Source organism: Komagataeibacter sp. FNDCF1 (assembly GCF_021295335.1).
GTDB lineage: Bacteria > Pseudomonadota > Alphaproteobacteria > Acetobacterales > Acetobacteraceae > Komagataeibacter.
Genome location: NZ_JAIWOT010000001.1, coordinates 3,174,283 through 3,198,711, shown reverse-complemented (window position 1 = coordinate 3,198,711; position 24,429 = coordinate 3,174,283). Strand labels below are relative to the sequence as shown.

22 protein-coding genes are annotated in these 24,429 nt (G+C 65.2%); 10 read left to right on the top strand and 12 right to left on the bottom strand.

Annotated elements, in window-relative coordinates; translation table 11 throughout:
- Positions 1-3 precede the first annotated feature (3 nt).
- From LDL32_RS15040 to folK, 3 genes are all read right to left on the bottom strand, one after another.
- On the bottom strand, positions 4-2,301 hold the full coding sequence (locus tag LDL32_RS15040; RefSeq protein WP_233068964.1) for a bifunctional (p)ppGpp synthetase/guanosine-3',5'-bis(diphosphate) 3'-pyrophosphohydrolase: 2,298 nt from the start codon (positions 2,299-2,301) through the stop codon (positions 4-6).
- A gap of 60 nt (positions 2,302-2,361) precedes the next feature.
- Entirely contained in the window at positions 2,362-2,757 is a 396-nt protein-coding gene (gene rpoZ / locus LDL32_RS15035) for a DNA-directed RNA polymerase subunit omega (protein ID WP_233068214.1), read from the bottom strand.
- Between the two features lie 82 nt (positions 2,758-2,839).
- Complete coding sequence (gene folK / locus LDL32_RS15030; RefSeq protein WP_233068212.1) at positions 2,840-3,379, bottom strand: 2-amino-4-hydroxy-6-hydroxymethyldihydropteridine diphosphokinase; 540 nt, start codon at positions 3,377-3,379, stop codon at positions 2,840-2,842.
- Positions 3,380-3,575: 196 nt separating this feature from the next.
- Between folK and LDL32_RS15025 the strand changes: the two genes are divergently transcribed.
- On the top strand, positions 3,576-4,184 hold the full coding sequence (locus LDL32_RS15025) for an NYN domain-containing protein (RefSeq protein ID WP_233068211.1): 609 nt from the start codon (positions 3,576-3,578) through the stop codon (positions 4,182-4,184).
- Positions 4,185-4,254: 70 nt separating this feature from the next.
- On the opposite strand, the gene LDL32_RS15020 is transcribed toward LDL32_RS15025, so the two are convergent.
- Both LDL32_RS15020 and LDL32_RS15015 read right to left on the bottom strand, forming a co-directional pair.
- Positions 4,255-5,751 carry a malate:quinone oxidoreductase gene (locus LDL32_RS15020; RefSeq protein WP_233068209.1) on the bottom strand — a complete coding sequence of 499 codons (1,497 nt, stop codon included), beginning with the start codon at positions 5,749-5,751 and terminating at the stop codon, positions 4,255-4,257.
- A 349-nt stretch (positions 5,752-6,100) separates the two neighbouring features.
- Positions 6,101-7,057 carry a bifunctional enoyl-CoA hydratase/phosphate acetyltransferase gene (locus LDL32_RS15015; protein ID WP_233068207.1) on the bottom strand — a complete coding sequence of 319 codons (957 nt, stop codon included), beginning with the start codon at positions 7,055-7,057 and terminating at the stop codon, positions 6,101-6,103.
- Between the two features lie 190 nt (positions 7,058-7,247).
- On the opposite strand from LDL32_RS15015, the gene LDL32_RS15010 reads away from it, so the two are divergent.
- Positions 7,248-8,123, top strand: coding sequence for an NAD(P)-dependent oxidoreductase (locus tag LDL32_RS15010; protein WP_233068205.1), 876 nt, complete (start codon positions 7,248-7,250; stop codon positions 8,121-8,123).
- Here LDL32_RS15010 and LDL32_RS15005 read toward each other — a convergent pair.
- On the bottom strand, positions 8,120-8,980 hold the full coding sequence (locus tag LDL32_RS15005) for a squalene/phytoene synthase family protein (RefSeq protein ID WP_233068959.1): 861 nt from the start codon (positions 8,978-8,980) through the stop codon (positions 8,120-8,122). The two genes, LDL32_RS15010 and LDL32_RS15005, sit on opposite strands and share 4 nt — an antisense overlap.
- A gap of 129 nt (positions 8,981-9,109) precedes the next feature.
- On the opposite strand from LDL32_RS15005, the gene LDL32_RS15000 reads away from it, so the two are divergent.
- Positions 9,110-9,718 (top strand): superoxide dismutase, encoded by a 609-nt coding sequence (locus LDL32_RS15000; RefSeq protein ID WP_034929349.1) that lies wholly within the window; start codon positions 9,110-9,112, stop codon positions 9,716-9,718.
- A gap of 95 nt (positions 9,719-9,813) precedes the next feature.
- On the opposite strand, the gene LDL32_RS14995 is transcribed toward LDL32_RS15000, so the two are convergent.
- Positions 9,814-11,241 carry a sugar porter family MFS transporter gene (locus tag LDL32_RS14995; protein WP_233068203.1) on the bottom strand — a complete coding sequence of 476 codons (1,428 nt, stop codon included), beginning with the start codon at positions 11,239-11,241 and terminating at the stop codon, positions 9,814-9,816.
- Positions 11,242-11,329: 88 nt separating this feature from the next.
- A complete protein-coding gene (gene yajC / locus LDL32_RS14990; protein WP_233068201.1) occupies positions 11,330-11,719 on the bottom strand; it encodes a preprotein translocase subunit YajC in 390 nt (129 codons plus the stop codon).
- Between the two features lie 169 nt (positions 11,720-11,888).
- On the opposite strand from yajC, the gene LDL32_RS14985 reads away from it, so the two are divergent.
- The 3 genes from LDL32_RS14985 to mutT all read left to right on the top strand — a co-directional run bounded on the left by LDL32_RS14985 (position 11,889) and on the right by mutT (position 15,160).
- The gene (locus LDL32_RS14985; protein WP_233068200.1) at positions 11,889-12,761 is read left to right on the top strand and encodes an ATP-binding protein; all 873 of its coding nucleotides are present in this window, start codon (positions 11,889-11,891) and stop codon (positions 12,759-12,761) included.
- Positions 12,762-13,034: 273 nt separating this feature from the next.
- A complete protein-coding gene (locus LDL32_RS14980; protein WP_233068198.1) occupies positions 13,035-14,156 on the top strand; it encodes an aromatic ring-hydroxylating dioxygenase subunit alpha in 1,122 nt (373 codons plus the stop codon).
- Complete coding sequence (gene mutT, locus LDL32_RS17935) at positions 14,153-15,160, top strand: 8-oxo-dGTP diphosphatase MutT (RefSeq protein ID WP_305069323.1); 1,008 nt, start codon at positions 14,153-14,155, stop codon at positions 15,158-15,160. Before LDL32_RS14980 ends, mutT begins: the two co-directional genes overlap by 4 nt.
- A 3-nt stretch (positions 15,161-15,163) precedes the next feature.
- On the opposite strand, the gene LDL32_RS14965 is transcribed toward mutT, so the two are convergent.
- Positions 15,164-16,087 carry an SMP-30/gluconolactonase/LRE family protein gene (locus LDL32_RS14965; protein ID WP_233068196.1) on the bottom strand — a complete coding sequence of 308 codons (924 nt, stop codon included), beginning with the start codon at positions 16,085-16,087 and terminating at the stop codon, positions 15,164-15,166.
- An 81-nt stretch (positions 16,088-16,168) separates the two neighbouring features.
- On the opposite strand from LDL32_RS14965, the gene LDL32_RS14960 reads away from it, so the two are divergent.
- Entirely contained in the window at positions 16,169-16,927 is a 759-nt protein-coding gene (locus LDL32_RS14960; RefSeq protein ID WP_233068194.1) for a molybdopterin-binding protein, read from the top strand.
- A gap of 55 nt (positions 16,928-16,982) precedes the next feature.
- On the opposite strand, the gene LDL32_RS14955 is transcribed toward LDL32_RS14960, so the two are convergent.
- From LDL32_RS14955 to LDL32_RS14945, 3 genes are all read right to left on the bottom strand, one after another.
- Positions 16,983-17,939, bottom strand: a complete 957-nt coding sequence (locus LDL32_RS14955; protein WP_233068191.1) for an acetyl-CoA carboxylase carboxyltransferase subunit alpha — start codon at positions 17,937-17,939, stop codon at positions 16,983-16,985.
- Between the two features lie 75 nt (positions 17,940-18,014).
- The gene (locus tag LDL32_RS14950; RefSeq protein ID WP_233068189.1) at positions 18,015-18,938 is read right to left on the bottom strand and encodes a tyrosine recombinase; all 924 of its coding nucleotides are present in this window, start codon (positions 18,936-18,938) and stop codon (positions 18,015-18,017) included.
- 11 nt (positions 18,939-18,949) lie between these two features.
- Positions 18,950-19,165 carry a hypothetical protein gene (locus LDL32_RS14945; RefSeq protein ID WP_233068187.1) on the bottom strand — a complete coding sequence of 72 codons (216 nt, stop codon included), beginning with the start codon at positions 19,163-19,165 and terminating at the stop codon, positions 18,950-18,952.
- 128 nt (positions 19,166-19,293) lie between these two features.
- On the opposite strand from LDL32_RS14945, the gene aroB reads away from it, so the two are divergent.
- From aroB to LDL32_RS14930, 3 genes are all read left to right on the top strand, one after another.
- Complete coding sequence (aroB, locus tag LDL32_RS14940; RefSeq protein ID WP_233068185.1) at positions 19,294-21,027, top strand: 3-dehydroquinate synthase; 1,734 nt, start codon at positions 19,294-19,296, stop codon at positions 21,025-21,027.
- A gap of 266 nt (positions 21,028-21,293) precedes the next feature.
- Positions 21,294-22,523, top strand: a complete 1,230-nt coding sequence (locus LDL32_RS14935; protein ID WP_233068184.1) for an OmpA family protein — start codon at positions 21,294-21,296, stop codon at positions 22,521-22,523.
- A 411-nt stretch (positions 22,524-22,934) separates the two neighbouring features.
- Positions 22,935-24,077, top strand: a complete 1,143-nt coding sequence (locus LDL32_RS14930; protein WP_233068183.1) for an OmpA family protein — start codon at positions 22,935-22,937, stop codon at positions 24,075-24,077.
- Positions 24,078-24,429: the final 352 nt, after the last annotated feature.

The window sequence follows — 24,429 nt, the reverse complement described above, 5'->3', positions numbered from 1 at the left end:
TGCCTAACCCCTTGCCCGCTCGACCTGCACCACACCCCTGGCCGCACGCAGCGCCACCATGATGGCGGTCAGGTGCCTCAGGTCACGCACCTCGATATCGGCAAGGATCTCCATGAATTCAAGCTGGCGGTTGATGATGCGCAGGTTGACCATCACCCCTTCGTGCTTGGCGGCGATGTTGGTCAGCGTGGCCAGCATGGCGGGCTCGTTGGCGGTGACGACACTCAGCCGCCCGGTATGGGCGCCGGTGGCGTTGCGGGCGATCAGGTCGTAATCCCAGTCAAGGTCCATGAACCGCTCCGGGGTGGCGGCAAAGGTTTCCAGTGTCTGGCAGCCCATGGCATGGACCGTGATCCCCTTGCCGGTCGAGACGATGCCCACGATCCGGTCACCCGGCAGCGGGTGGCAGCACCCGGCAAAATGCACAGCCATGCCAGCGCCCACGCCCGCCAGCGCCATGCCGCCCGCCACGGGTCTGCGCCGTGCGGGTGCCCCCCCGCTTAATGCACCGCCTGCCGGCGTGCGCATGGACAGCCCCGGCACCATGCGCGGCGCGCGCGGCGCGCGGCGCAGTTCGGGGTAGGCAAGCTGCACCACCTCACGCGCGGACTGGTTGCCATTGCCCACGGCCACATACAGGTCGGCAACACTTTGCAGGCGCAGGTCCCTGAGCAGGCTGTCCAGCACCTTTTCCGAACCGTCCACCCCTTCCTGCCGGAAGGCCTTGGCCAGCGCCACGCGGCCGCTTTCCAGATGCGCCTCACGCTGCTGGAGCGCCACATGGCGGCGGATGCGCGCACGCGCCTTGCCGGTGGCGACAAACCGCTCCCACGAAGGCGAGGGCGTACCCCCGCGCGCGGTCATGATCTCGACCTGGTCGCCGTTCTGCAGTTCGTGGCGCAGCGGCATCAGGCGGCCATTGATGCGCGCGCCAACGCAGGTATCGCCTACCTGGCTGTGCACCGCATAGGCGAAGTCCACCGGGGTCGCGCCACGCGGCAGGGAAATAAGTTGTCCCTTGGGCGTGAAGCAGAAGACCTGGTCCTGATAGAGTTCAAGCTTCGTGTTCTCGAGGAACTCGTCAGGGGCTGCCGAATCCTCAAGGATGTCCAGCAGGTCCTGCACCCAGCGCAGGCCGGACACCACGCCCTTCGCTTCCCGGCTGCCGGCGGCATCGGGCAACTGCTTGTACAGCCAGTGCGAGGCCACGCCGTTTTCCGCCACGTCGTGCATTTCCGGCGTGCGGATCTGCACCTCGATCTTCTGGTTGCGCGGGTGGCGCAGGGTCACGCCCGTATGCAGGCTCTGGTAGCCGTTGGCCTTGGGGGTGGAAATATAGTCCTTGAACCGCCCGGCAATGACCGGATAGGCCGCATGCACCGCACCCAGCGCCACATAACAGTCCCCGCGCGATGGCACGAGAATGCGGAACGCCATGATGTCGGACAGCTGTTCGAAGGCAACGTTGCGCCGCTGCATCTTCTCCCAGATGGAATAGGGCGTCTTCTCCCGCCCCGTCACCTCCACGCCCTCCAGCCCGGCCTGCACGCACAGGGCCTGCAGTTCGCGGCGGATCTCCTCGATCACATCGGCGCCCTGCCCGCGCAGGTAGTTCAGGCGGGCGCGGATGGTGGCCATCGCCTCGGGCTCAAGCGCCCCGAAGGACAGGTTCTGGAGTTCCACCTTCACCTTGTCCATGCCGATACGGCCGGCCAGGGGGGCGTAGATCTCCATCGTCTCGCGCGCGATGCGCTGCCTGCGGTCCAGACGCTGCACGTAATGCAGCGTGCGCATGTTGTGCAGCCGGTCCGCCAGCTTGACCAGCAGAACCCGGATGTCGCGCGACATGGCCAGCACCAGCTTGCGGAAGTTTTCCGCCTGCTTGGTCCGGTCTGACTGCAGTTCCAGCCGTGTCAGCTTGGTGACGCCATCCACCAGTTCGGCAACGGTATCGCCAAACTGTTCACGCAGTTCCTTCTGCGTGACCCCGGTATCCTCGATCGTGTCATGCAGCAGCGCCGTGATGATCGAGGCGGTATCCAGATGGAAGCCAGCCAGTATGTTGGCAACCGCCAGCGGATGGGTGATGTAGGGATCGCCATTGTCACGCGCCTGCCCCGCATGGGCGGCCTGCGCCACGGCAAAGGCCCGGCGGATCTGGTCCGCATCGGCCGTGGGGTCATAGGCGTGGATGCGACGGATCAGTCCCTCGCATGATATGGCGCGCTCCCCGCCACCCGCCGTCACGGGGTGGGTGGCCGCACCGGTGGCGGCCACGCTACCCGTGACCGGCACGGGCATGGAGGAAGATGTCGTGTCCGATCCGGCCGGGTCAGTCACCTTCCACCCCTTCGTCAGATATTACCGGCCCCGTCCGCTCAGCGCGGCCTCGACCGAGGCCTCGAGTTCTTCAGCGGACATGCCATTGCCGGAGTTGCGGGCCTCTTCCTCGGCCGAGACGTCCTGCAGGCCGAAGATGTTCTGTTCGGTCGGGATCAGGTCGACCACTTCCTCATCGGCGGGCTCGGGCTCGGGCGCGCGGGCCAGCGAACGGATGAGGTCGCTGCGGATCTGCTCCAGCCCCACGGTCTGGTCAGCGATCTCGCGCAGGGCGACGACGGGGTTCTTGTCGTTGTCGCGGTCAATCGTCATTTCCTCGCCACGCGACAGGGCGCGTGCACGCTGGGCCGCCAGCAGCACCAGTTCAAAACGATTGGGAACCCGCTCAACGCAGTCCTCGACAGTGACGCGTGCCATCAGGCCTGAACTCCGGTTGTTAATTGGTTGTGTTGATCAGAATTTACCCCAGTAGCCCCTATCCTGTCCCAACGCAAGTATTTCAGTCCGCCGCGGGGTCCACCATGGGCGTGATCTCCTGCCCCGCCACGCCGGGCAGGAAGGCATCGATCCCCTGCCCCGTCACGGGATCGCGCCAGTCGGGCATGACATCACGCAGGGGCAGCAGCACAAAGGCCCGCACCGTGGCACGCGGATGCGGCACGACGGGGTCAGGGGCCGTACGCACGAGCGCGCCCATGGTGATGATATCGAGATCAAGCGGGCGGGCCGCGTTGAGGGTGGTACGCCTGCGCCCGGCCTCGGCCTCGATCTCATGCAGCCGCGCCAGCAGCCATGCCGGGTCCACCTGGCCGGACAGCCGCACGACTCCGTTCACATAGGGCGGCTGACCCGATGGCGGCACCGGCGCGCTTTCATACCAGCGTGATACCCCCACCACCCGCAGCCCCGGCAGGCGTGCCAGCCGCTCCACCGCCCACAGGCATGTCATGGCCGCAGTTTCACCACTTTCACGTGGCAGATTGGCGCCAACGGCAACTGTTATGTCATTGGGGGAAGTGGCATATTGCGGCATTGTCATATGAAAACTGTATTCCGGAAGCTTCGTGTCGGTTAGTAATCCCTGCCCATGGGGAACTTCCGCCATGGCTGGGGTTTCTACATATCGAGGATCATTGCTGTCAGACAACTTGCCACTTCGATACAAAATACATGCCAGACCAGAATTTAACCTAGTTATGACATATTCACATTCTTGTTTCAGGGACAGATCATAAATGTTTTTTCAACCCCAGGAGCGGCTTTGTCTTTTCATAGATGGCACCAGCCTGTACTCCGCATCCCGCAATCTTGGCTTTGAAGTCGATTACCGCAAACTGCTGCAGTTTTTCCGCGCGAAATCAAATGTCCTGCGCGCCTATTATTATTCCGCCGTACTGGACACAGAGGAATATTCCCCCCTCAAGCCCCTGACCGACTGGCTTGTCTATAACGGCTACACGCTGGTCACCAAGAACGCGCGCGAGTTCATCGACCACAATGGCCGCCGTCGCGTACGGGGCAACATGGATGTGGAACTGACGGTGGACATGATGGAAATGGCGCCGCATATCGACCACGCCGCCCTGTTCAGCGGGGATTCCGATTTCCGCCGCGTGCTGGAATCCGTGCAGCGCCAGGGCGTGCGCACCACGGTGGTCGGTTCGATCAAGACCACGCCGCCGCTGATCGGGGATGAACTGCGCAGGCAGGCCGACCAGTTCATCGAACTGGCCGACATCTCGTCCAACTTCATGCGCCGCCATATCGAAAACCGTGTGCCGCGCAACGCGGCGCCGCCCGTGCGCCACCCAGCCGACCAGATGAGCGAACACGACGAGGACTGATCCCGCAGCCCTGATACAGGTCCCCTGTCCCGCCCCGCCATACTGGCCGGGCGGGTTTTTTATGGCTGCCTCAGCCTTCCATCTGCAGGGTCTTGCGGGTACGGGCGCGCACCTGGGCACACAGCGCCGCGTCCTGCCCCAGCTTGACGCCATAGGATGGGATCATCTCGCGCAGGCGGGCTTCCCACTGCGGCAGACGGGTGCCGAAGCAGCGCTGCAGCACCGTCAGCATGATGGGTGCCGCCGTGGACGCACCGGGCGATGCCCCGAGCAGCCCCGCAATGGACCCGCCCGCCCCGGTCACCACCTCCGTGCCGAACTGCAGCACACCACCACGCACGGGGTCCTTCTTGATCACCTGCACACGCTGGCCCGCGGTGATCAGTTCCCAGTCCTCCTTGCGCGCGGTAGGCACGAAGTCACGCAGCGCCCTGAGCCGGTCCTCACTGGACTGGAGCACCTGCTGGATCAGGTATCGGGTCAGCGCCATGTTATCGCGGCCCACCGCCATCATGGGCCCGATATTGTCCATGCGGATGGAACGCGGCAGGTCCAGCCATGACCCCTGCTTGAGGAACTTGGTCGAGAACCCGGCATAAGGCCCGAACAGCAGCCCGCGCTGGCCATCGATCACGCGTGTATCGAGATGCGGCACCGACATCGGCGGCGCACCCACCGATGCCTTGCCGTACACCTTGGCCTGGTGCCGGGCCACGATCTCGGGGTTGGTGCAGCGCAGGAACTGCCCGCTGACAGGGAAGCCGCCAATGCCGCGCGCCTCCGGTATGCCACTTTTCTGCAGCAGGTGCAGTGCACCGCCGCCCGCGCCCACGAACACGAATTTCGCGCGGACCCGGCGCTCCGCCCCGCCATGCATGGCGCGGACCGATATATCCCATTCATTGCTGCCCGCGGGCTTGAGATCTTCCACCTCATGGCCGAGATTGAGGTCGAAGCCCGCCTTGCCACGCAGCAGATCGATCAGGCGGTGAGTCAGCGCGCCGAAATTCACGTCCGTGCCTTCCGGATGCCACGTGGCCGCAAGCTGCTGGCCAGGTGCCCGGTCCTGCATGACCAGTGGCATCCACTGGCTAAGCTGTGCCGCATCAGTGGAAAGGGACATGCCCTCGAACAGTGGATGCTGCTGCAGGGCCGCATAGCGCCGGCGCAGGAAATCGACATTCTCGGGGCCCCATACAAAGCTCATATGCGGCACGGGGGTCAGGAAATCACGCGGGTTGGGAATCTGCCCCGTCTCCACCAGATAGGACCAGAACTGGCGCGAGACCTGGAAGGCTTCGTTCACGTTCACGGCCTTGGAGATATCGACGGTCCCGTCGGGACGCAGCGGGGTGTAGTTCAGCTCGCACAGGGCGGAATGGCCGGTACCCGCATTGTTCCAGCCATTGGAACTTTCCAGCGCCACGTCATCAAGCCGCCCGAACAGGGCGATGGACAGGCCCGGCTCAAGCTGGCGCAGCATGGCGCCCAACGTGGCACTCATGATTCCGCCGCCAATCAGGACCACATCGTAAGTGGAGGCGGCAGAGGAGGAATTCGAGGTCATGGCATTCTCCGGATCGGCATCGGAAACCCGCTGCGTGGCTGTTCATCGGCTGGACCGGGCAGCCACCCGGTGGCGCGGGGAACCCGGCCTGATTGCACGTTCATGATCTGGCGCCGGCCTGACCGGCACCCCGGCCCGCATGGCACGCGCCACATGGCCGGTACAGTCTGTCAGCCCCTTCCTTGCCACCATGTGCGGCAGGCCACGGCATCATCTCTGCGCGAGGAACGGTACCCGCCCTTCCGCCCGGGCGCGGTGCGCGCCGCAATGCCCCGCCCACCGCGCCCGGAACAGGGCGTGGCCGGCATGGACAACATCCCGCGAGCAGGCGGCCCCTTCCATACACGCATCATGGTTGGGCGTCATCCACGCGGGCCGGTGCCGGGCCTGTGCCATAGCCCTGCGCGATCATGGTTGCCGCCACCCTACATGACAGCACGCGCACCGGCACCGCGTCGGCCCGGCTGGTCAGGATGACGGGCACACGCATGCCCATGACAATGCCCGCCGCCTGCGCCTGCCCGATGAAGGTCATCTGCTTGGCCAGGATGTTGCCCGCCTCCAGATCCGGCACCACCAGTATGTCGGCCAGCCCCGCAACGGGGGAGGCAACGCCCTTGCACCGCGCCGCCTCGGGGCTGATCGCGTTGTCCAGCGCCAGCGGCCCGTCCACCACGCCGCCGGTGATCTGGCCACGTTCGGCCATCTTGCACACGATCGCCGCATCCAGCGTGGAGGGCAGGTCGGGGTTGACCACCTCCACGGCGGAAAGCAGCGCCACGCGTGGCTGCGCGATGCCCAGCATGCGCGCAAGGTCGATGCTGTTCTGCACGATGTCGCAGCGCGTGGCGAGATCGGGGGCGATGTTCACCGCGCTATCGCTGACCAGCAGCACGCGCGGGGCCTGCGGGGCATCCAGCACATAGACATGGCTCATGCGCCGCTCCGTACGCAGCCCGCCTTCGTGATGGCCCAGTTCGTGCAGGAAAATGCGGGAATGCAGCGATCCCTTCATCAGGGCCGCGACCGTGCCCCCATGCGCCATGGCCACTCCCCTGCGCGCCGCGTCCTGCGGGGTGGGCACATCCACCATCCGGCAGCCATCAAGGGAAAGGGAGGCGGAAGCCGCAAGCTGGCGGATCTCCGCCGCCGGCCCGATCAGAAACGGCACGGCCAGCCCCTGTCGTGCAATTTCGGCCACGGCGTGCAGCGCGGGCACGCTGCATGGATAGACCACGCCCAGCGCCATGGGCGGATGGCTGGCGAGGTCATGGGCAAGATCATCAAAAAACCGCAGGCTGCGCATCGTGTCTTCTTCCCGTTACGGACAGACGACTGTTGCCACCTGATGCCACACGACCCCATCCCCCACCGCCATCATCTTTATGCGAGCCAGCGCCTCAGGGTGACAGCGGGGCCTGTCCTCATGCATGCTGGTCCCCACATCATGAAGGCGTGGCCCCATGGGCCACATGCAACCTGACAGGAGAACACGCATGTCCACCACTCCCCTGATCGGCTTTGTCGGCTTCGGGGCCATGGCGTCCCGCATGGGGGCCAATCTGGTCAAGGCGGGCTACCGGATCGCGGCCTACACACCCTCGGGCAAGGGGGGGGATGGCAGCACGCGCTTCCTGCCATCCGCCCGCGCACTGGCGGCGGAAGCCGATATCGTGCTGGTCTCCGTACCCGATGACGAGGCGCTGGCCAGGGCCCTGCATGGCCCCGAGGGCGTGCTGGCCGGACTGAAGACGGGCGGCGTGCTGATCAACACCAGCACCATCGCCCCCGAGACCGCCGAAGCCCTGGATGCGGAAGGCACGGCGCGCGGCCTGCATGTGATCGACGCCCCCGTGGCGGGCAGCACGCCGGAGGCGGAGGCAGGCAACCTGATCGTGCTGGCGGGCGGCACGGCCGATGCGATAGGGCGCGTGCAGAAGGTGTTCGACACCATTGGCCGCCTGACCATCCACGCAGGACCCGCGGGCTGCGGCACGAAGCTCAAGCTGGTGATCAACGGCATCATGGGATCGACGCTGGCGGTGGTGGCCGAAGGTGTTGCCTACGGTCTGGCCGCCGGGCTGGAACGCGGCATGCTGTTCGATGCGCTGGATGAGGTACCGGTCATCTCGCCCCATCACAAGCGCAAGCTCAAGGCGGCGAAGGCGGGGGATTTCAGCCCGCAGTTCCCCGCCCGCCTGATGCAGAAGGACATGCGCCTGCTGCTGACCAGTGCCGCGCGCCAGACTGCCCCCCTGCCCGCCATGGCGGCTGCGACCCAGAGCCTGTCGCTCACCCGCCGCCGCCACCCGGACGAGGATTATTCCGCCCTGTTCGCGGTCATGGAAAGCCTGGTGGCCAACACCCCCTAGATCCGCCCGCGCAGCAGCGCCGCCATGACCGCCAGCCGGTCGCCCATGCCGCGCGGCAGGGCATCGCGCGCTGTCGCTGTCATGGCGGCGGATCGCATGTCGCGCAGCCCCAGCACGGCGGGCAGGCTGGCGGCCAGTGCCGGGCGCGGCAGGCGGCCACCCATGCGCGCCTGCGCCAGCCAGTCGCGGCCCTGCTGGCGCAGCATGGTGCGCAGGGTTTCGATTTGGGCGGGCGTGGCCTGCCCCGTACGCAGTCCGTCACGCGTAAGCCCGGCCTCGGCCAGGGCATCATCAGAGAGCGGACAGCGGCCCGCGGCCAGCACGGCGGGCAGGTAGCGCACCAGCGCACCCACACCATAAACCCCGCCCAGCAGCCGCACCCGGCCCAGCACGTCCGCACCCGCGATGCCCGCCGCCTGCGCCATGGCCACCTGCATGCCGCCCGCGCCATCGAGCATGGCGGCCTGCCATGCCGCGCACTCCGGCAGGCCTTCGAGTTCACATTCCCGTGCCTCGATCATCGCCAGCAGCGTCCCCCGCCGCACCACGCCACGTGCCAGCAGGTCGAGTACGCTTGCGGCCAGTTCCACACGCTGCGCGTTGCCACTTTCCAGCACATCGCGCCACCATTGCAGCCGGATCAGCCCCGCCATGGGGCCTGCCACCGACCACGACGCGGGCATGGACAGGGCGCGCGTGCATTCATGATTGAAGGCCATAAGCACCATCGCGACACTGCGCGCGGGCGGCGGCAGGAACAGCGCGCAGAAAAAGCGGTCCGGGTCCACCTGGCGGGCGGTGTGCATGAGCGACAGGGGCGAAGCGCCCGATGGGCATGCATCCATCCCGCCCGTCATGGCGTTGGGTCCGGATGGCATGGGATGGCGGTGCTCATGTGTCCGTCACTTGACGCGTCCGCTCCGCCCCCATAGCAATCTTGGTATGGCGGCCGCTGGCTGCCCCTTGCAATTCCCAGGAGAATGTTCATGGCTTTCGAATTGCCGTCCCTTCCCTTCGCCTACAATGCCCTTGCCAATCGTGGCATGTGCCAGGAAACGCTGGAGCTGCATCACGACAAGCACCACCAGGCCTATGTGACGGCCCTGAACGGGTTTGTCGAATCCAAGCCTGAACTGCAGGGCAAGTCGCTTGAGGAAATCATCCTCATGGTCAAGGGCAAGCCCGACCTGGCGCCCGTGTTCAACAATGCGGGACAGCACTGGAACCACATCCTGTTCTGGCAGAACCTGGCGCCGTCGGGCGGTGCGATCCCCGATTCGCTGAACAGGAAGCTGATCGAGGATTTCGGCAGCATCGAGAAGTTCAAGGCCGACTTCAAGGCTGCCGCCGCATCGCAGTTCGGCTCCGGCTGGGCATGGCTGGTGCTGGGTTCGGACGGCAAGCTGAAGGTGACCAAGACCGCCAACGGCTCCAACCCGCTGGCCGAAGGCCAGGGCAAGGTGCTGCTGGGCCTCGATGTGTGGGAACACTCCTACTACCTGGATTTCCGCAACCGTCGCCCCGACTACATCGTCAACTACCTGGACAAGCTGGCCAACTACGAATTCGCCGAGGCACAGCTCCAGTCCGCCTGATCCGGCCCCAGACTGGCCAGACCACGAAAAACCCGGCCATGTGCCGGGTTTTTTGTATCCGCGTGTCCTTCATGCCGCCACGTGGCACCCGCCAGTCACGACCGCATCCGGCTGCCCAGCGCACGCAGGCGGGTGCCGCGCATCAGTTCCGCCTCGATCTGTTCCAGCGTCATGCCCCGTGTCTCGGGCACGCGCAGCACCACCATGACCAGGAACAGGGCATTCAGTCCCGCATAGATCCACAGCACCGTATCCACCCCCAGCAGTTCAAGCCCGGTCAGGAACGTGGCGCTGACCAGCATGTTGGCGACCCAGTTGGCGAAGGTGGAGCACGCCATGCCGAATTCCCGCCCGCGCAGCGGCAGGATCTCGGCACAGAGCAGCCACGCCAGCGGCCCGGCGGAGAACGCGAACGCGCCAACGAACAGAAGCATGAACCCGCCCATGAGCAGCCGCATGACCGGCATGTCCGGTATGCCGCCCGCTACCATGATCGCCTGCCCCGCCATGGCCACCGCCATGAGCGCGAATCCGCCAATCAGCATGGGCCTGCGCCCCACGCGGTCGACACAGGTGGTGGCGATGCAGGTGGAAAGCAGGTTGATCACCCCGACCCCTACCGGCCCCCATACCTGTGCGTAATGCCCGTATCCGGCCAGTCCGATCAGGCGCGGGGCATAGTACAGCACCGCGTTGATGCCCGAAAACTGCTGCGCCACCTGCAGCCCCACCGCCAGCCACATGGCGCGGCGGCAGTTGGGGTCGCGCATGAAGCTGCCAACACCGTCACGCCGCGCCGAAAGCCGGGCCATGATGGCATTGCGCTCGGCCATGACCATGCGCGGCAGGCCGCGCAGTTCGATCAGCACGCGCCGTGCATCACGCTCACGCCCCTGCGCCAGCAGCCAGCGCGGGCTGGGCGGCAGGAACAGCACCCCCATCATGAACACAAGCCCCGGAAAGCCGACAATGCCCAGCATCCACCGCCATACCCCGAAATAGGAGAACAGCCCGTCGGACACGAAGGCCGCCAGCAGCCCGAACGAGATCATGAGCTGGTAGCCCAGGATCATTGCGCCACGCCTGCCTGAATCGGCAATTTCGGCAATGTAGAGGGGGGTGGTGAAGGTGGTCGCCCCCGTGGCCAGCCCCAGCAGCAGGCGGGCGAACAGCAGGATGCGGAAGGATGTGGCCTCCGCGCACAGCAGCGGGCCGATCACGAACAGCCCCGCGGTCAGCACCAGCGTGCGCTTGCGCCCCCATGCATGCGACATCCACGCCGCGCACAGTACGCCCACCGCCGCCCCCAGCAGCATGATGGCCACCATGGATTCGCGCTGGAAGTCGGACAGGATGAACTCCTGCGCGATCAGGTCCAGTGCGCCGGACATGACCCCGGTATCCAGACCGAACAGAACACCGGACAGCGCGGCCAGTACCCCGATCAGTCCGGCGCGCCCCCGTATGGCTGGCCTGTGCCGGATGCTCTGGTCAGTCGGGGCGGCGCCGGGCTGCGTGTGCATTCACCATCACTCCTGCTTTGCACCAAGAACGGCACAGCAGGGGGGAAGTTCGCCCGCGCGCGCGGAACGATGGAACAATAAAGCGGGGTCAGGCGTTCTTCTTGGCCGTCTCGGGCTTTGTGTCATTGGCGGGGGTGGCCGCGCTGGTAATGACCGAACTGATGGTATCGCGCAGCACGGCCACGCGCACGCCCTGCGCGATCTCGACCTCGACCTCGTTGGACTCCGCCTGTACCTTCTGCACCACGCCGATGATGCCCCCTGCCGTCAGCACCCGGTCACCCCGGCGCAGGGAGGACAGCTGACTGCGCAGCTGCTTCTGCTTGACCTGCTGGGGGCGGATGAGCAGGAAATAGAAAATGGCGAACATGGCGACATAAGGCAGCACGGCCATGATGCCATCCCCGCTGAGCAGGCCGCCGCCTGCCGCCTGCGCATGGGCGGGGGTTGTCAGTAAATCATTGAAAATCGAGGGCATTGCTATCTTTCCGGCAAATGGAGGGATTGAACGGGTTGCGGGTTTGCCATGCGGACCATAGTTTTCGCCTGTTTCCCGTCAAGGCGTTCGCCTGCCACTGCTGGCCAACGCGCTCCGGAGCCCCCGGTGGCAGACACCACCGAAATTCCACGCTGAAGCAGGACCGACGATGGACAGCACGACCCTTCCCGTTCTCGAACGCATTGCCGCCGCCCTTGAGCGGCTGTCCCCCCCGGCCCCGTCACTGGCGGGGCTGGAGGCTGCGGACGCCTTCATCTGGCACCCCAACCTTGGCCGCCTGAGCCCCGTTGCCCATGTGGCCCATGTCGACATGGGGCTGCTGCAGGGCATCGACCGCCAGCGCAGGCTGCTGCTGGACAACACGCTGCATTTCGCCGCCGGACTGCCCGCCAACAACGCCATGCTGTGGGGCGCGCGCGGCATGGGCAAGTCATCACTGGTCAAGGCGGCGCATGCGCAGGCCAATCTGGTGGATGGCAGGTCCCCCGCCCCCGGCACGGGGCGACTCGTCCTGGTCGAGATCCAGCGCGAGGACCTGGCCAGCCTGCCCGACCTGCTGGCCCTGCTACGCGAAAGCCCGCGCCGGTTCATCGTGTTCTGTGACGACCTGTCCTTCGAGCGCGAGGACGCGGACTACAAGGCGCTGAAATCCGTGCTGGATGGCGGCATAGCAGGGCGACCGGCCAACGTGCTGTTCTACGCCACGTCCAACCGCCGCCATCTCATGCCGCGCGAGATGATCGAGAACGAAAGCTCCACCGCCATCAACACCGCCGAGGCAACGGAGGAGAAGGTCTCGCTGTCCGACCGTTTCGGCCTGTGGATCGGCTTTCATAACTGCGCGCAGGACACGTTCCTGGCCATGGTCCGTGCCTATGCGAAGGAGCGCGGCCTGCCGATCACGGATGCGGAGCTGGTACGGCAGGCCAATGCGTGGTCACTGGGGCGCGGCGGCCGGTCAGGACGGGTGGCGTTCCAGTTCATCGAGGACCTGAGCGCCGAACTTTCTGCCCAAGGATGATCCATCACAAGGATTGCACCGGACCGGTACTGCCATAGGGTAGGATGGCCGGCCCATGGGCGGAACGGGCGTGGCCGGTACGGGCGGGAGGAACCGGAACATATGTGACAAAGCATGATCACGTTGAACCATTTGCCCTGCCCGTAAAAAACATCCTTAATATCGCCATGGCGGCAAGATATTGTTGGGAATGTTTCGCAACTTACCTGTACAACCTGTGTCCTGCCCATGGCACATCAGGCTGCCGTGCCCTGTAAACAGTCAAGAGAGACAATGGATCAGTCGCTATCGCCCGACAGCATGCAGTCTTCCGCCCCGATAACCGGGCGGGACCTGCGCCGAATCCGCGCCAACCCCGATTTCTGGTATCCTGTCGCCTGGTCACGGGAAGTGAAGCCCGGCAAGACGATCGGGACCCGGTATGCCGGGCAGCCCATTGCCCTCGTCCGCCCGCTGGAAGGGGGCAGCCTTTTCGCGCTTGAAGACCGCTGCGCCCACCGGCAGGTCCCGCTCAGCAAGGGCACGGTCAAGGGCGAATCGGTGCAGTGCTGCTATCATGGCTGGGCCTATGGCCGCTCGGGCCGCTGCATCGACGTGCCCTATCTGGGCAAGGGCAAGCTGCCCAATGGCGTGCGCACCTATCCCGTGCGGGAGGTCGATGGCCTGATCTTCATCTTCCCCGGCGATGCGACAAAGGCTGACGCAACCCCCTTCCCCCGCCTGGCGGAAGTGGCCAGCCCGGCCTACAAGACCCGCCGCTTCGGCCAGCTTGTGCATTGCCATTACAGCTTCATGCACGAGAACCTGATGGATATGAACCACCAGTTCATGCACATGAAGCAGATGGGCCAGATGAAGCCGCGCTTCCTGGGCCAGGAACGTGGTCCCGGCCTGGTGGAGGCGCGCTACAGCTTTGCGCGCACCGGCGGCAAGCAGCCGATCGGCGAGGCGCTGATCTTTGGCCAGAAGCGCGATAACAGCGAGAAATTCGCCCATCGCGACGTGATGACCATCCGCACCACCTATCCCTACCAGACCCTTCATATCCAGACGGGTGACAACGCGCCGGTCATGGATCTGTGGATTGCATACGTGCCACAGGACGAAGCGGAACTGACCAACCGGGTATTCGGGCTGCTGTCCATCAAGCGGCCGGGCATTCCGGGCATACTGGATCTGGCCTGGCCGTTCCTGACCGCGTTTACCGAACGGATCTTCCGTGAGGACCGCGAGATCGTGGAACTGGAACAGAATGCCTGGTACGAGCAGGGGGGGGACCGCAACCAGGAAATCTTCCCCGTTATCAACAGCCTGCGTTCCCTGCTGGCCGAATGCGGACTGCCGGCGGAACAGGATGCGCCCGCACCCGTCGCCCGGGGTGCCTCCGGCGCATGAGCGTTCATGGAGGACATGATCCGGGTACCCTACTGGAGGCTGGCGAATACCGCCTGCGTGAAGTCCGCACATCAGATGCGGGCACAATGCACAGGCTGATCAATGACTGGAGCGTGGTGCGGATGCTCAGCCGCGTTCCCTTCCCGTATTCGCTGGCCCTGACCGAGGAATGGATCGCGGCCACCATAGAACAGTCCCAGCGTGGCGAAGCCTATCACTTCGCCATCACCTGCCCGCAATCCGACCAGCCCGATGCACTGATCGGCTGCATCGGGCTGCGCATCAACGCCGCCGACCGCTCCTGCTCGCTGGGCTACTGGGTGGGCCGCGCGCACTGGAACCGCAAGGTTGCCAGCACCACGGCGGGGCGGCTGGCGCGCTGGGCGCTGGCCAACCTGCCGGTGGACCGGCTTACGGCTTCGGCGGCGCACGACAACCATGCCTCCATCGCGGTGCTGAAGCGGATCGGCTTTCGCGAGGACGGCACCGGCACGCAGGAATTCGTCTCACGCGGGGGGGAATACCCCGTGCGCCTGTTCGTGGCACGCCATGCCGACCTGTCTGGCGAAGCCATGCCCGACGCCAGTGCCGGGCCGGGCAACCCGCGCCGGATCGTTCTGGTCGCCGCCGTGGCGCTGGTGGATTCGGATGCCCGCGTGCTGCTGGCGCGCCGGCCGGAAGGCAAGTCCATGGCCGGACTGTGGGAGTTCCCCGGTGGCAAGGTAGAAACGGGCGAGACACCGGAAGAAGCGCTGGTCCGGGAACTGGATGAGGAGCTGGGCCTGGATGTCGCCCGCTCCTGCCTGGCGCCGTTCACCTTCATTTCCCATGATTACGGGCATTTCCATCTGCTCATGCCCGTCTATGTCTGCCATCGGTGGCGGAATACGCCCACCGCGCGCGAAGGCCAGAAGCTGGAATGGGTACCCGCCGCAAACCTGCGCGACTACGCCATGCCAGATGCCGACCGTCCGCTCATTCCGCTTCTGCAGGACCTGCTCTAGTTCCTAACCCTGCGTGATGCCGCGCAATGCCGTCACTTCGTCCACCGGCAAGGCGACCGGCGGCTGCCCCGGCACGTCCACGCGCATGCTGAACAGGCTGCCCGCCTGCGGGAAGCGGTCCAGCACGTCCGGCGGCGTATTCTTCCGCGCTGTCGTGATGTAGAGCGTACGCAGGTCGGGACCGCCAAAGGCCACCTTGGTCACATTGACGGCAGGCACCGCCACCGGCGGCAGTTCCACACCATCGGGCGTGAAACGCATGATCCGTCCCCCGTTCCATGCACCCACCCACAAGGTGCCCGCGCTGTCCACCACCACGCCATCGGGGTAGCCATCCGTCACACGGGCGAAGATGCGCCGGTTGGACAGGCCGCCATCAGGGGCAAGGTCGAACACGTAAATGATCCCGGCGGGGGAATGGTTGTGGTACAGCTTCGTGCCATCGGGCGAGACGGCGGGGCCATTGGTCACGACATATCCCTCGTCATGGCGCTGGACATCCAGCCCGCCCGCATGGCGGGTGACGGAATACAGCGCACCGCTGGGCGCGGTCTCGCTGTCATCCATGGTGCCGAACCACAGGCGGCCTTTCGAATCGACACAGCCGTCATTGATGCGGTTGCCGGGCAGTTCCCGTTCGATCGCGGCCAGACAGGTGAACTGCCCCGTTCCGGGATCAAGGCGGTACAGCCCGCCCTTCAGCCCGCATACAAGCGTGCCGTCGCTGACCGGCACCACGAATCCGGGGCGCAGGGGGGCCGCCCATGAGTCATGCCTGCCATCCGCGGGGTGGAAACGATGGATGGCCTGCCCCACTATATCCACGAAATAAAGCGCCTGCTCGCGCATGGACCAGACCGGGCCTTCACCCAGCTGCGCCCTGATATCCCATACACAGTGTGGCTGGGGCATGGCTGGCGTGTTCATGGCTTCTCCTTTTGATGGGCTGTCTGTCATTATAGGGTGACCGTGAAATGCCCCCGCCCGCAACCGAGTGGAATGAGTACAATGAATCCCACAGCCTGCCTGCTTGTCATTGGCAACGAGATCCTGTCCGGCCGCACACAGGACGTGAACGTGCAGTATATCGCGCGCCGCCTGTCGGAAACCGGCATCACCCTGAGCGAAGTCCGGATCATCCCCGATATCCGCGCCGTCATCGTCCGTACCGTAACCGAGGCCCGCGCGGCCTATGACAACGTGTTCACCACCGGCGGCATCGGGCCGACGCATGACGATATCACGTCAGCCTGCGTTGCGGAATCGTTTGGCGTGCCCTGGGTCCACCAGCCTGAAACCTTCAGCCTGCTTGAAGCGCATTTTGCCCCCGGCACGTTCAACGCCGCCCGCCAGCGCATGGCCACCATGCCGCAGGGGGCGACACCCATCCGCAACGCGGTCTCGGTCGCGCCTGGCTTCACCATGGGCAACGTGCATGTCATGGCGGGCGTGCCGCGCATCATGCGTGCGATGTTCGAGGAAGTGCTGCCCACCCTGCCACACGGCACGCCGGTCACATCAATGGCATGGCATGCCAGCGGGCTGTATGAAGGCGCACTGGCCGCGGGACTGGAAGCGATACAGCATCGCTATCCCGCCATCGACATCGGCTCCTATCCCTACCGGCTGGATGAAAACCAGCGTGGCGTGTGCCTGCTGTGCAAGGGGACCGACACGCAGGCGGTGCGGGACGCGGCTGGTGCCGTGCGCGACCTGATTGCCGGGATGGGTTTTGAACCGCAGGAAGGCGAACCCGGGAAAGCCTGACGATCAATCCCCGCCCGTAGCCGCATACGGCGGCACGGGCGGGGGAGCTGAGAGATCAGGAAACCGCTTCACGCCCCATGGCAAGGAACTTGTCGCGCCGCTGCGCCTTGAGCAGTGCCGGATCCTTGGTCTGCAGGCCGGGCAATTCGGCGGCAATGGCGTCACCCACGGCCCGGATGGCCGCAGCCGGGTCACGCTGCGCACCGCCCAGCGGTTCGGGAATGATGCGGTCGATCAGGTGCAGCTGGAGCAGGTCCTGCGCGGTCAGCTTCAGCGCATCCGCCGCGGTGCTCGCCTGCTTGGGGTCACGCCACAGGATGGAGGAACAGGCCTCGGGCGAGATGACGGAGTAGATGGCGTGCTCCAGCATCATCACCCTGTCACCCGCGCCAAGTGCCACGGCACCGCCGGACCCGCCTTCGCCGATGACGGTGGCGATGACCGGTACGGGCACGTTCAGGCAGGTCTCGGTGGAGCGGGCAATGGCTTCCGCCTGGCCGCGCGCTTCCGCATCGATGCCGGGCCACGCACCCGATGTATCGATGAAGGTCAGGACTGGCAGGCCGAATCGTCCCGCCAGCTTCATCAGGCGCTGGGCCTTGCGGTAGCCTTCGGGCCGGGCCATGCCGAAATTGTGCTTGAGCCGTGTCTCGATCTCGGCACCGCGTTCGGTCCCGATCACCACCACCGGCTGGCCATTGAAACGGCCGATGCCGCCAATGATGGCCTTGTCCTCGCCAAACAGGCGATCACCGGCCAGCGGCGAGAATTCGGTAATCAGCGCACCGATGTAATCCACCGTATGGGGCCGCTGGGCGTGGCGGGCGACCTGCACCTTCTGCCATGGGGTCAACTTGGCGTAGGCCGTACGCAACTGCCGGTCGGCTTTCTCGCTCAACCGGGTGATCTCTTCCGCAATGTTGATCCCGTCCGGACCGGACATCCTGCGAAGCTCGTCGATCTTGTTCTCAAGCTCGGCGACCGACTTTTCGAAATCTAGAAACTGGCGCATGCGCTGCCGATAGCACAGCCTGCACGCCAGCCAAACATTTTCGCACGGCGAAATTGTCCCGCCATGCATTTTTGTCTACCCGGCGGCCTGCTCCCCCGCATGGGACAGGGGATGATGGGCCGCCACCGCATCGCGCAGCCGGTCCAGCATGACATGGGTATAGATCTGTGTCGTCGCGATATCGGCATGACCCAGCAGCACCTGCAGCGCGCGCAGGTCCGCCCCGTGGGCCAGCAGGTGCGTGGCGAAGGAATGGCGCAGCACATGCGGCGACAGCCGTGCCGGGTCCAGCCCCGCGCGCAGGGCCGCGTCATGCAGGATTCGGTCAAATCCCTGCCGGGTCATGGGCCGGGCCGCCCCGCGACCGGGGAACAGGAACGGGCTTTTCCGCCCGGCATCGACATCCATCAGCGCGCGGGCGGCGGCCCGCGCACGGGCCGACATGGGCACCATGCGCTCGCGTCCGCCCTTGCCACGCACCAGCATCATGCCCGGCGCCGCATCCAGCGCACGGCGTGGCAGGGCCAGCAGTTCGGATATGCGCAGGCCCGATGCATACAGGATCTCCAGCGCCGCACGGGCAAGCAGGAGCCTGCGCCTGCGCGCCGGTGTGGCATCGGGTTCCGGAATGCAGGCGGCCAGCAGGTCCGTCACCTCCCCCTCCGACAGGAAACGCGGCAGCGGCGTGTCCAGACGCGGGGCTTCCAGCAGCGCGGCAGGATTGTCCGGCCGCAGTCCCTCCCGCGCCAGGAACAGGAAATACTGCTTCAGGCATGACAGCCTGCGCGCCTGCGTGCGTGCCGCAAGCCCCTGCCGCGCAAGGCCGGACAGATAGGTCCGCAGGTCATTTTCCCCCGCCGTACGCGCCGTCAGGCCACCGGCATGCAGGACCGCCGCGAGATCCGCCAGGTCACGGCCATAGGCATGAAGCGTATTGAGGGCGGCACCCCGTTCGGCAGCCTGCATTTCCAGAAAGGCGTCAACGCCGTCCATCGACACGGCGCCGCCCCTCAGTGCATCGGCGCGAGCGGTGTCACCGGCAGCGGCGCGGGCGTGCCCAGCGGCGCCGGAAGGGCCGCCGCAGCGGGCGGCGCAGGCGGGGCGAAGGTAATATCCTTGTGCACGGTCTGCTGCACCAGCGCGGGCGGAAAGGCGCCAAGCGAGAAGAAGCCCCCCACGGCGCACAGGGCCAGAACGCCAACCACGGCAATAACTATACGGACCATCCAACCGCTTCCCATATCCAGCACATTCCGGCATCACGCCCGTCACGGCCAGATGCGCCCCATGCGCGACACTGGCCCCGGGGGCGGAGTCTACCGGTCCTGTCCTGCTGTATGTTAGGTTGTGCCGCATGTCACGCCAGATTCCCCCCGACCGGCCCAGCCCGGAGTCCCCATCGCTCAGCATTCCGCTTGACCTGACCGCCGTTGGCTCATCCGCCCCCCGGCAGGCCGGCTGCGGGCGGACCATCGTGCTGGTGGGCCTGATGGGGGCGGGCAAGACCACCATCGGCCGCATCCTTGCGGCGGCGCTGGGCATGCCCTTCATCGATTCGGACGAGGAAATCGAACGTGCGGCAGGCTGCTCGATTGCCGACCTGTTCCAAAGATACGGTGAACCGGAATTCCGCCGGGGCGAGCGGCTGGTCATCCGCCGCCTGCTGTCCGGGCCGCCGGTGGTGCTGGCAACGGGGGGGGGCGCATTCATGGACCCCCGCACGCGCGCCAGCGTGCGCGAGCATGCCGTGTCCATCTGGCTGCGCTGCCCGCTGCCGCTGCTGGTGCAGCGGGTTGCGGAACGCACGCACCGCCCGCTGCTCAACGCGGCCTCCCCGCACGCGGTGCTGGCGGATCTCATGCACATACGCCACCCGGTCTATGCGGAGGCGGACATCATCGTGGATTGTGGAGATGACAACGTGGAACACAGCGCCGACCATGTCATGCAGGCCCTGAAGCAGAACCTGCAGCCCCTGCGCGTGCCCGTGCGGCTGGACCGCGCCAGCTACGAGGTGATGATCGGCCCCGACGTGATCCGCCGCGCGGGCGCGCTTCTGGCGCCCGTGCTGCCACAGAAGCGCGTGGTGATCCTGACGGACCGGACCGTCTCCCCCCTGCACCTGCCCCGCCTGATCGAAGGGCTGGAGGAGACCGCCATCCACGCCGAGGTCATCACCATTCCCCCCGGCGAGGGATCAAAGAACATGGCCATGTATGAACACGTGACCAACGCCCTGCTGGAAGCCCATGTGGAACGCGGCACCACGGTCGTGGCGCTGGGCGGTGGCGTGGTGGGGGACCTGGCCGGATTCTGTGCCGCAACCACCCTGCGCGGCCTGCCCTTCGTGCAGGTGCCGACCACCCTGCTGTCGCAGGTGGATTCGTCCGTGGGTGGCAAGACGGGCATCAACACCCCGTTCGGCAAGAACCTGGTGGGCGCGTTCCACCAGCCCATCGCCGTGCTGGCCGATACATCCACCCTTGCCACCCTGCCGGTGCGTGAACTGCGCGCGGGCTATGCCGAGATCGTCAAGTCCGGGCTGCTGGGGGATGCGGGCCTGTTCGACTGGTGCGAACGCCATGGGGCGGCGGTGCTCGCGGGTGATCCGGCCATGCAGGCCGAAGCCATCCGCATGGCCTGTGCGTTCAAGGCCCGCGTGGTCACGGCAGACGAGCGCGAGGAGCGCAAGGTCGATGGCCGGGCGCTGCTCAACCTCGGCCACACCTTCGGCCACGCACTGGAAGCCGAAATGGGCTATGACGGCAGCCTGCTGCATGGGGAGGCCGTGTCCATCGGGCTGCGGCTGGCCTTCATGCTGTCGGTCAGGCTGGGCTACTGCCCGGCGGAGGATCTGGAGCGCGTGACCCGCCATCTGGAGCAGCTGTCCATGCCCGCGCGGGTGGGGGACACGGGGCGGACCTTCCCGGCCAGCCAGCTTGTACGCAACATGCAGCGCGACAAGAAAATGCGCGATGGCCGCCTGTCCTTCGTGCTGGTGCGGGGTATCGGCCGCGCCTTCACCTGCCGCGACGTGCCCGACGAGGCGGTGCTGGACGTACTGCGCGCGGATGGCTGCACGCCCTGATCCGTCCCCCACCCATGTGATCTTTTTACCACAGCGCCAGCCCCTTTCCCCGACGGGAAAGGGGCATTTACCGTATTTCAATCCTTGCCCCGCACAACGGTCCCGCCATGGGTTGGCTGGGCTGGATGCACGTCATGTTCCCACCTTCCCGCCGGCACCGAGATCACGGCCCCCGGGCCAATTGTGTCAACAAGCATCAGGCCAGTGTGGAATGCCCCCATCTCCACAGGAAAGAAGGCGTCTGATCAAGTATCAAGGACGGGAATATGCGTCTTCGCGCGGCATTGCTGGCGACTGCACTGACCACGACACCGGTTGTCACCGCCATGGCAACAACAATCACCGGTCCCTATGCCGATATCGGGGGCGGTTATAACCTGACCCAGACCCAGCATGTTCATGATTTCGACAATGAAGCCCTGATGAATGACTATGTCAGTCACGGCACGAGTGCCGCCCAGAGGGCCGACATCGCGAATACATACACCCCCCACGAACATTACCGCGAACGGATGCGCCATGGTGATGGGTGGACCGGCTTCGCGGCGGTTGGCTGGGGCTTTGGCAACGGCCTGCGCGCCGAAGTGGAAGGGGCCTACAGCTGGTCCGGCCTGTCGGGGATGAGCTTCAGCCAGGGCGGCCCGAGGGGCGGCGCCACTTCGGGCCGGACCCAGGGCAGCGACCGTTCCTATGGCGGCTTTGTCAACGTACTGTATGACATCGACCTCAAGCGCCTGTTCAACATCGACGTGCCTGTCACGCCATTCGTCGGTGTGGGTGCCGGTTACCTGTGGGAAAATGTGAACAGCAACACGGTAATGGCATCCAACAGCAGCCTCAACCTGCGCCAGCACGGCACAAATGGCAGCTTCGCCTACCAGGGCATTGTCGGTGCGGCCTATGACATACCCGGGGTTGCCGGACTGCAGATGACCACCGAATACCGCATGGTCGGGCAGGTCGAGTCCTTCAGCATGGGCAACATCACCCAGTCGTACAACAACGGCACCTACGGCACGGATAACAGCCACCTGCGCTATGACCAGCGCTTCAATCACCAGTTTATCGTTGGCGTCCGCTATGCGTTCAACACCGCCCCGCCGCCGCCGCCGCCGGCCCCTGCCGTCGTGCCGCCCGCACCGGTGGCGGCCCGTACCTACCTGGTGTTCTTTGACTGGGATGGCGCGGCCCTGACCGGTCGCGCGCGGGAAATCGTGGCGCAGGCGGCACAGGCATCCGGCCACGTCCAGACCACCCGCATCGAGGTGAACGGCTATACCGACAATTCGGCCGCCCAGCCCGGCCCGCGTGGCCAGCAGTACAATCTTGGCCTGTCCATGCGCCGCGCGGACAGCGTGAAGGCCGAACTGATCCGTGACGGCGTGCCCGCCAGCGCCATTGCCGTGCAGGGTTATGGTGAAGCCCGTCCGCTGGTCCCCACCGGGCCCGACACGCGGGAGCCCCAGAACCGCCGCGTCGAGATCATCCTGCACTGACCGGCGGCCCGTTCCAGAAACCGGAAACCTTTCGGGAATCAGGGAGAATGCGCATGCATTCTCCCTTTTTCATATCGAATCGTTTAGGATCGGAGAGGCACAAAACCAGCCCCCCCATTTCCGGCAACGTCCTATGCAAAATAGAAGGGGCTGACTGGTGACTGGCAAAAATCCTTTATAAACCCACAACTTTCCATGAGCCTTTCAAAAGCTTGCTGAAAGATATGTGTTTTTTTTGCCACACATGCCCTGCCTGCTCCATTTTACCCATTCTCAATTCAGTCCAGACAGGCTAATCCCCGCATCATAGCTTGCGGGTAATCTCAGGCTGCCCTGTCTTCGGGGCAAATCCATTGCCCGGCCCACAAGATGGGGCTTTGCCCTGCAACAACAGAGTTTGAGGACTTAAATATGCGTCTTCGCGCAGCGTTACTGGCTACCAGCCTGCTGGCAGCGGCAACACCGTTTGCCGCCAAAGCAACCACCATCACCGGCCCCTATGTTGGCATCGGCGGTGGTTACGACCTGACCCAGACCCAGCACGAGCACAGTGCCGAGATCAAGAACGGCCAGAACGGCAACGATGACTATGGCCAGCATACCCGCCACGGTCATGGCTGGACCGGCTTTGCCAACGTTGGCTGGGGTTTCGGTAACGGCCTGCGCGCCGAAATCGAAGGTGCCTACAACTGGTCCGCGATCACCAGCACCGGTGACGGCGGTCGCACCAAGGGTCATGACCGTTCTTATGGCGGCTTTGTCAACGTGCTGTATGACATCGACCTGAAGCGTCTGTTCAACATTGACGTGCCCGTCACGCCGTTCGTCGGTGTCGGTGCCGGTTACCTGTGGCAGAACGTCAGCACGGCCAACACCTTCGCAGGCGCTCCGGGCTTCTCGACCAACCGCCAGGGTACGAATGGCAGCTTCGCCTATCAGGGTATCGTCGGTGCGGCCTACGACATCCCGGGCGTGCCTGGCCTGCAGATGACCACCGAATACCGCATGGTTGGTCAGGTTGAAGACTTCGGCATGGGCAACATCTCCGCTGGTGCATCCTATAACGGCCAGAACTCGGGTCGTGCTGCAATGCGCTATGACCACCGCTTCAACCACCAGTTCATCGTAGGCGTCCGCTACGCGTTCAACAACGCGCCGCCGCCGCCGCCGCCGGCCCCCGCCGTCGTGCCGCCCGCACCGACCGCGGCCCGCACCTACCTGGTGTTCTTCGACTGGGACGGCGCAGCCCTGACCGGCCGCTCGCGTGAGATCGTGGCAGAGGCCGCACAGGCTTCCACCCACGTCCAGACCACGCGCATCGAGGTCAACGGCTACACCGACAACACGGCAGCCCACCCCGGCCCGCGTGGCCAGCAGTACAACCTTGGCCTGTCCATGCGTCGTGCTGACAGCGTGAAGGCTGAACTGATCCGTGACGGCGTGCCCGCCAACGCCATCGACATCCATGGCTATGGTGAAGCTCACCCGCTGGTCCCCACCGGCCCCGACACGCGTGAGCCCCAGAACCGTCGCGTCGAGATCATCCTGCACTGATCCTGGCCAGTCGGTCACTGAAAGAAAGGGGGCACTTCGGTGCCCCCTTTTTTTATGCATGAAAAAATCTTTTAACTTTTGAAATACTTCCCGTCCTACTGTGATATTTCTGCACCAGATTCTTTTCTACAGGGGCCAGGCGCTTGTCTGCCGCAAAAACTTCCCCATCTAGATACTTGTTCTGTAACGCAAAAACCGACTGACTTGCGCGCATTGGCCAGGGTGTTACCTTTTTGCCGTCCCGGTCCGGCAGAACGACGCAACCCCCGGCGGCACGCGGTGTTTAGGGTTGTAGATTGATTAATCTTCGCATCCCATGTGCGATGTGGTTTACAAAGAAGTAATAACATGA

Excerpts from the sequence above, each read along its gene's own strand:
- yajC (WP_233068201.1), bottom strand. The coding sequence starts at position 11,719 with ATGCCCTCGATTTTCAATGATTTACTGACAACCCCCGCCCATGCGCAG.
- mutT (WP_305069323.1), top strand. The coding sequence starts at position 14,153 with ATGAGCGTTCATGGAGGACATGATCCGGGTACCCTACTGGAGGCTGGC.
- LDL32_RS14945 (WP_233068187.1), bottom strand. The coding sequence starts at position 19,165 with ATGGTCCGTATAGTTATTGCCGTGGTTGGCGTTCTGGCCCTGTGCGCC.
- LDL32_RS14965 (WP_233068196.1), bottom strand. The coding sequence starts at position 16,087 with ATGAACACGCCAGCCATGCCCCAGCCACACTGTGTATGGGATATCAGG.
- LDL32_RS15015 (WP_233068207.1), bottom strand. The coding sequence starts at position 7,057 with ATGCGCAGCCTGCGGTTTTTTGATGATCTTGCCCATGACCTCGCCAGC.
- LDL32_RS15010 (WP_233068205.1), top strand. The coding sequence starts at position 7,248 with ATGTCCACCACTCCCCTGATCGGCTTTGTCGGCTTCGGGGCCATGGCG.
- rpoZ (WP_233068214.1), bottom strand. The coding sequence starts at position 2,757 with ATGGCACGCGTCACTGTCGAGGACTGCGTTGAGCGGGTTCCCAATCGT.
- LDL32_RS15025 (WP_233068211.1), top strand. The coding sequence starts at position 3,576 with ATGTTTTTTCAACCCCAGGAGCGGCTTTGTCTTTTCATAGATGGCACC.
- LDL32_RS14955 (WP_233068191.1), bottom strand. The coding sequence starts at position 17,939 with ATGCGCCAGTTTCTAGATTTCGAAAAGTCGGTCGCCGAGCTTGAGAAC.
- LDL32_RS14930 (WP_233068183.1), top strand. The coding sequence starts at position 22,935 with ATGCGTCTTCGCGCAGCGTTACTGGCTACCAGCCTGCTGGCAGCGGCA.
- LDL32_RS14980 (WP_233068198.1), top strand. The coding sequence starts at position 13,035 with ATGGATCAGTCGCTATCGCCCGACAGCATGCAGTCTTCCGCCCCGATA.
- aroB (WP_233068185.1), top strand. The coding sequence starts at position 19,294 with ATGTCACGCCAGATTCCCCCCGACCGGCCCAGCCCGGAGTCCCCATCG.
- LDL32_RS14985 (WP_233068200.1), top strand. The coding sequence starts at position 11,889 with ATGGACAGCACGACCCTTCCCGTTCTCGAACGCATTGCCGCCGCCCTT.
- LDL32_RS15005 (WP_233068959.1), bottom strand. The coding sequence starts at position 8,980 with ATGACGGGCGGGATGGATGCATGCCCATCGGGCGCTTCGCCCCTGTCG.
- folK (WP_233068212.1), bottom strand. The coding sequence starts at position 3,379 with ATGACAATGCCGCAATATGCCACTTCCCCCAATGACATAACAGTTGCC.
- LDL32_RS14995 (WP_233068203.1), bottom strand. The coding sequence starts at position 11,241 with ATGCACACGCAGCCCGGCGCCGCCCCGACTGACCAGAGCATCCGGCAC.
- LDL32_RS15000 (WP_034929349.1), top strand. The coding sequence starts at position 9,110 with ATGGCTTTCGAATTGCCGTCCCTTCCCTTCGCCTACAATGCCCTTGCC.
- LDL32_RS15040 (WP_233068964.1), bottom strand. The coding sequence starts at position 2,301 with ATGCCCGTGCCGGTCACGGGTAGCGTGGCCGCCACCGGTGCGGCCACC.
- LDL32_RS15020 (WP_233068209.1), bottom strand. The coding sequence starts at position 5,751 with ATGACCTCGAATTCCTCCTCTGCCGCCTCCACTTACGATGTGGTCCTG.
- LDL32_RS14960 (WP_233068194.1), top strand. The coding sequence starts at position 16,169 with ATGAATCCCACAGCCTGCCTGCTTGTCATTGGCAACGAGATCCTGTCC.
- LDL32_RS14935 (WP_233068184.1), top strand. The coding sequence starts at position 21,294 with ATGCGTCTTCGCGCGGCATTGCTGGCGACTGCACTGACCACGACACCG.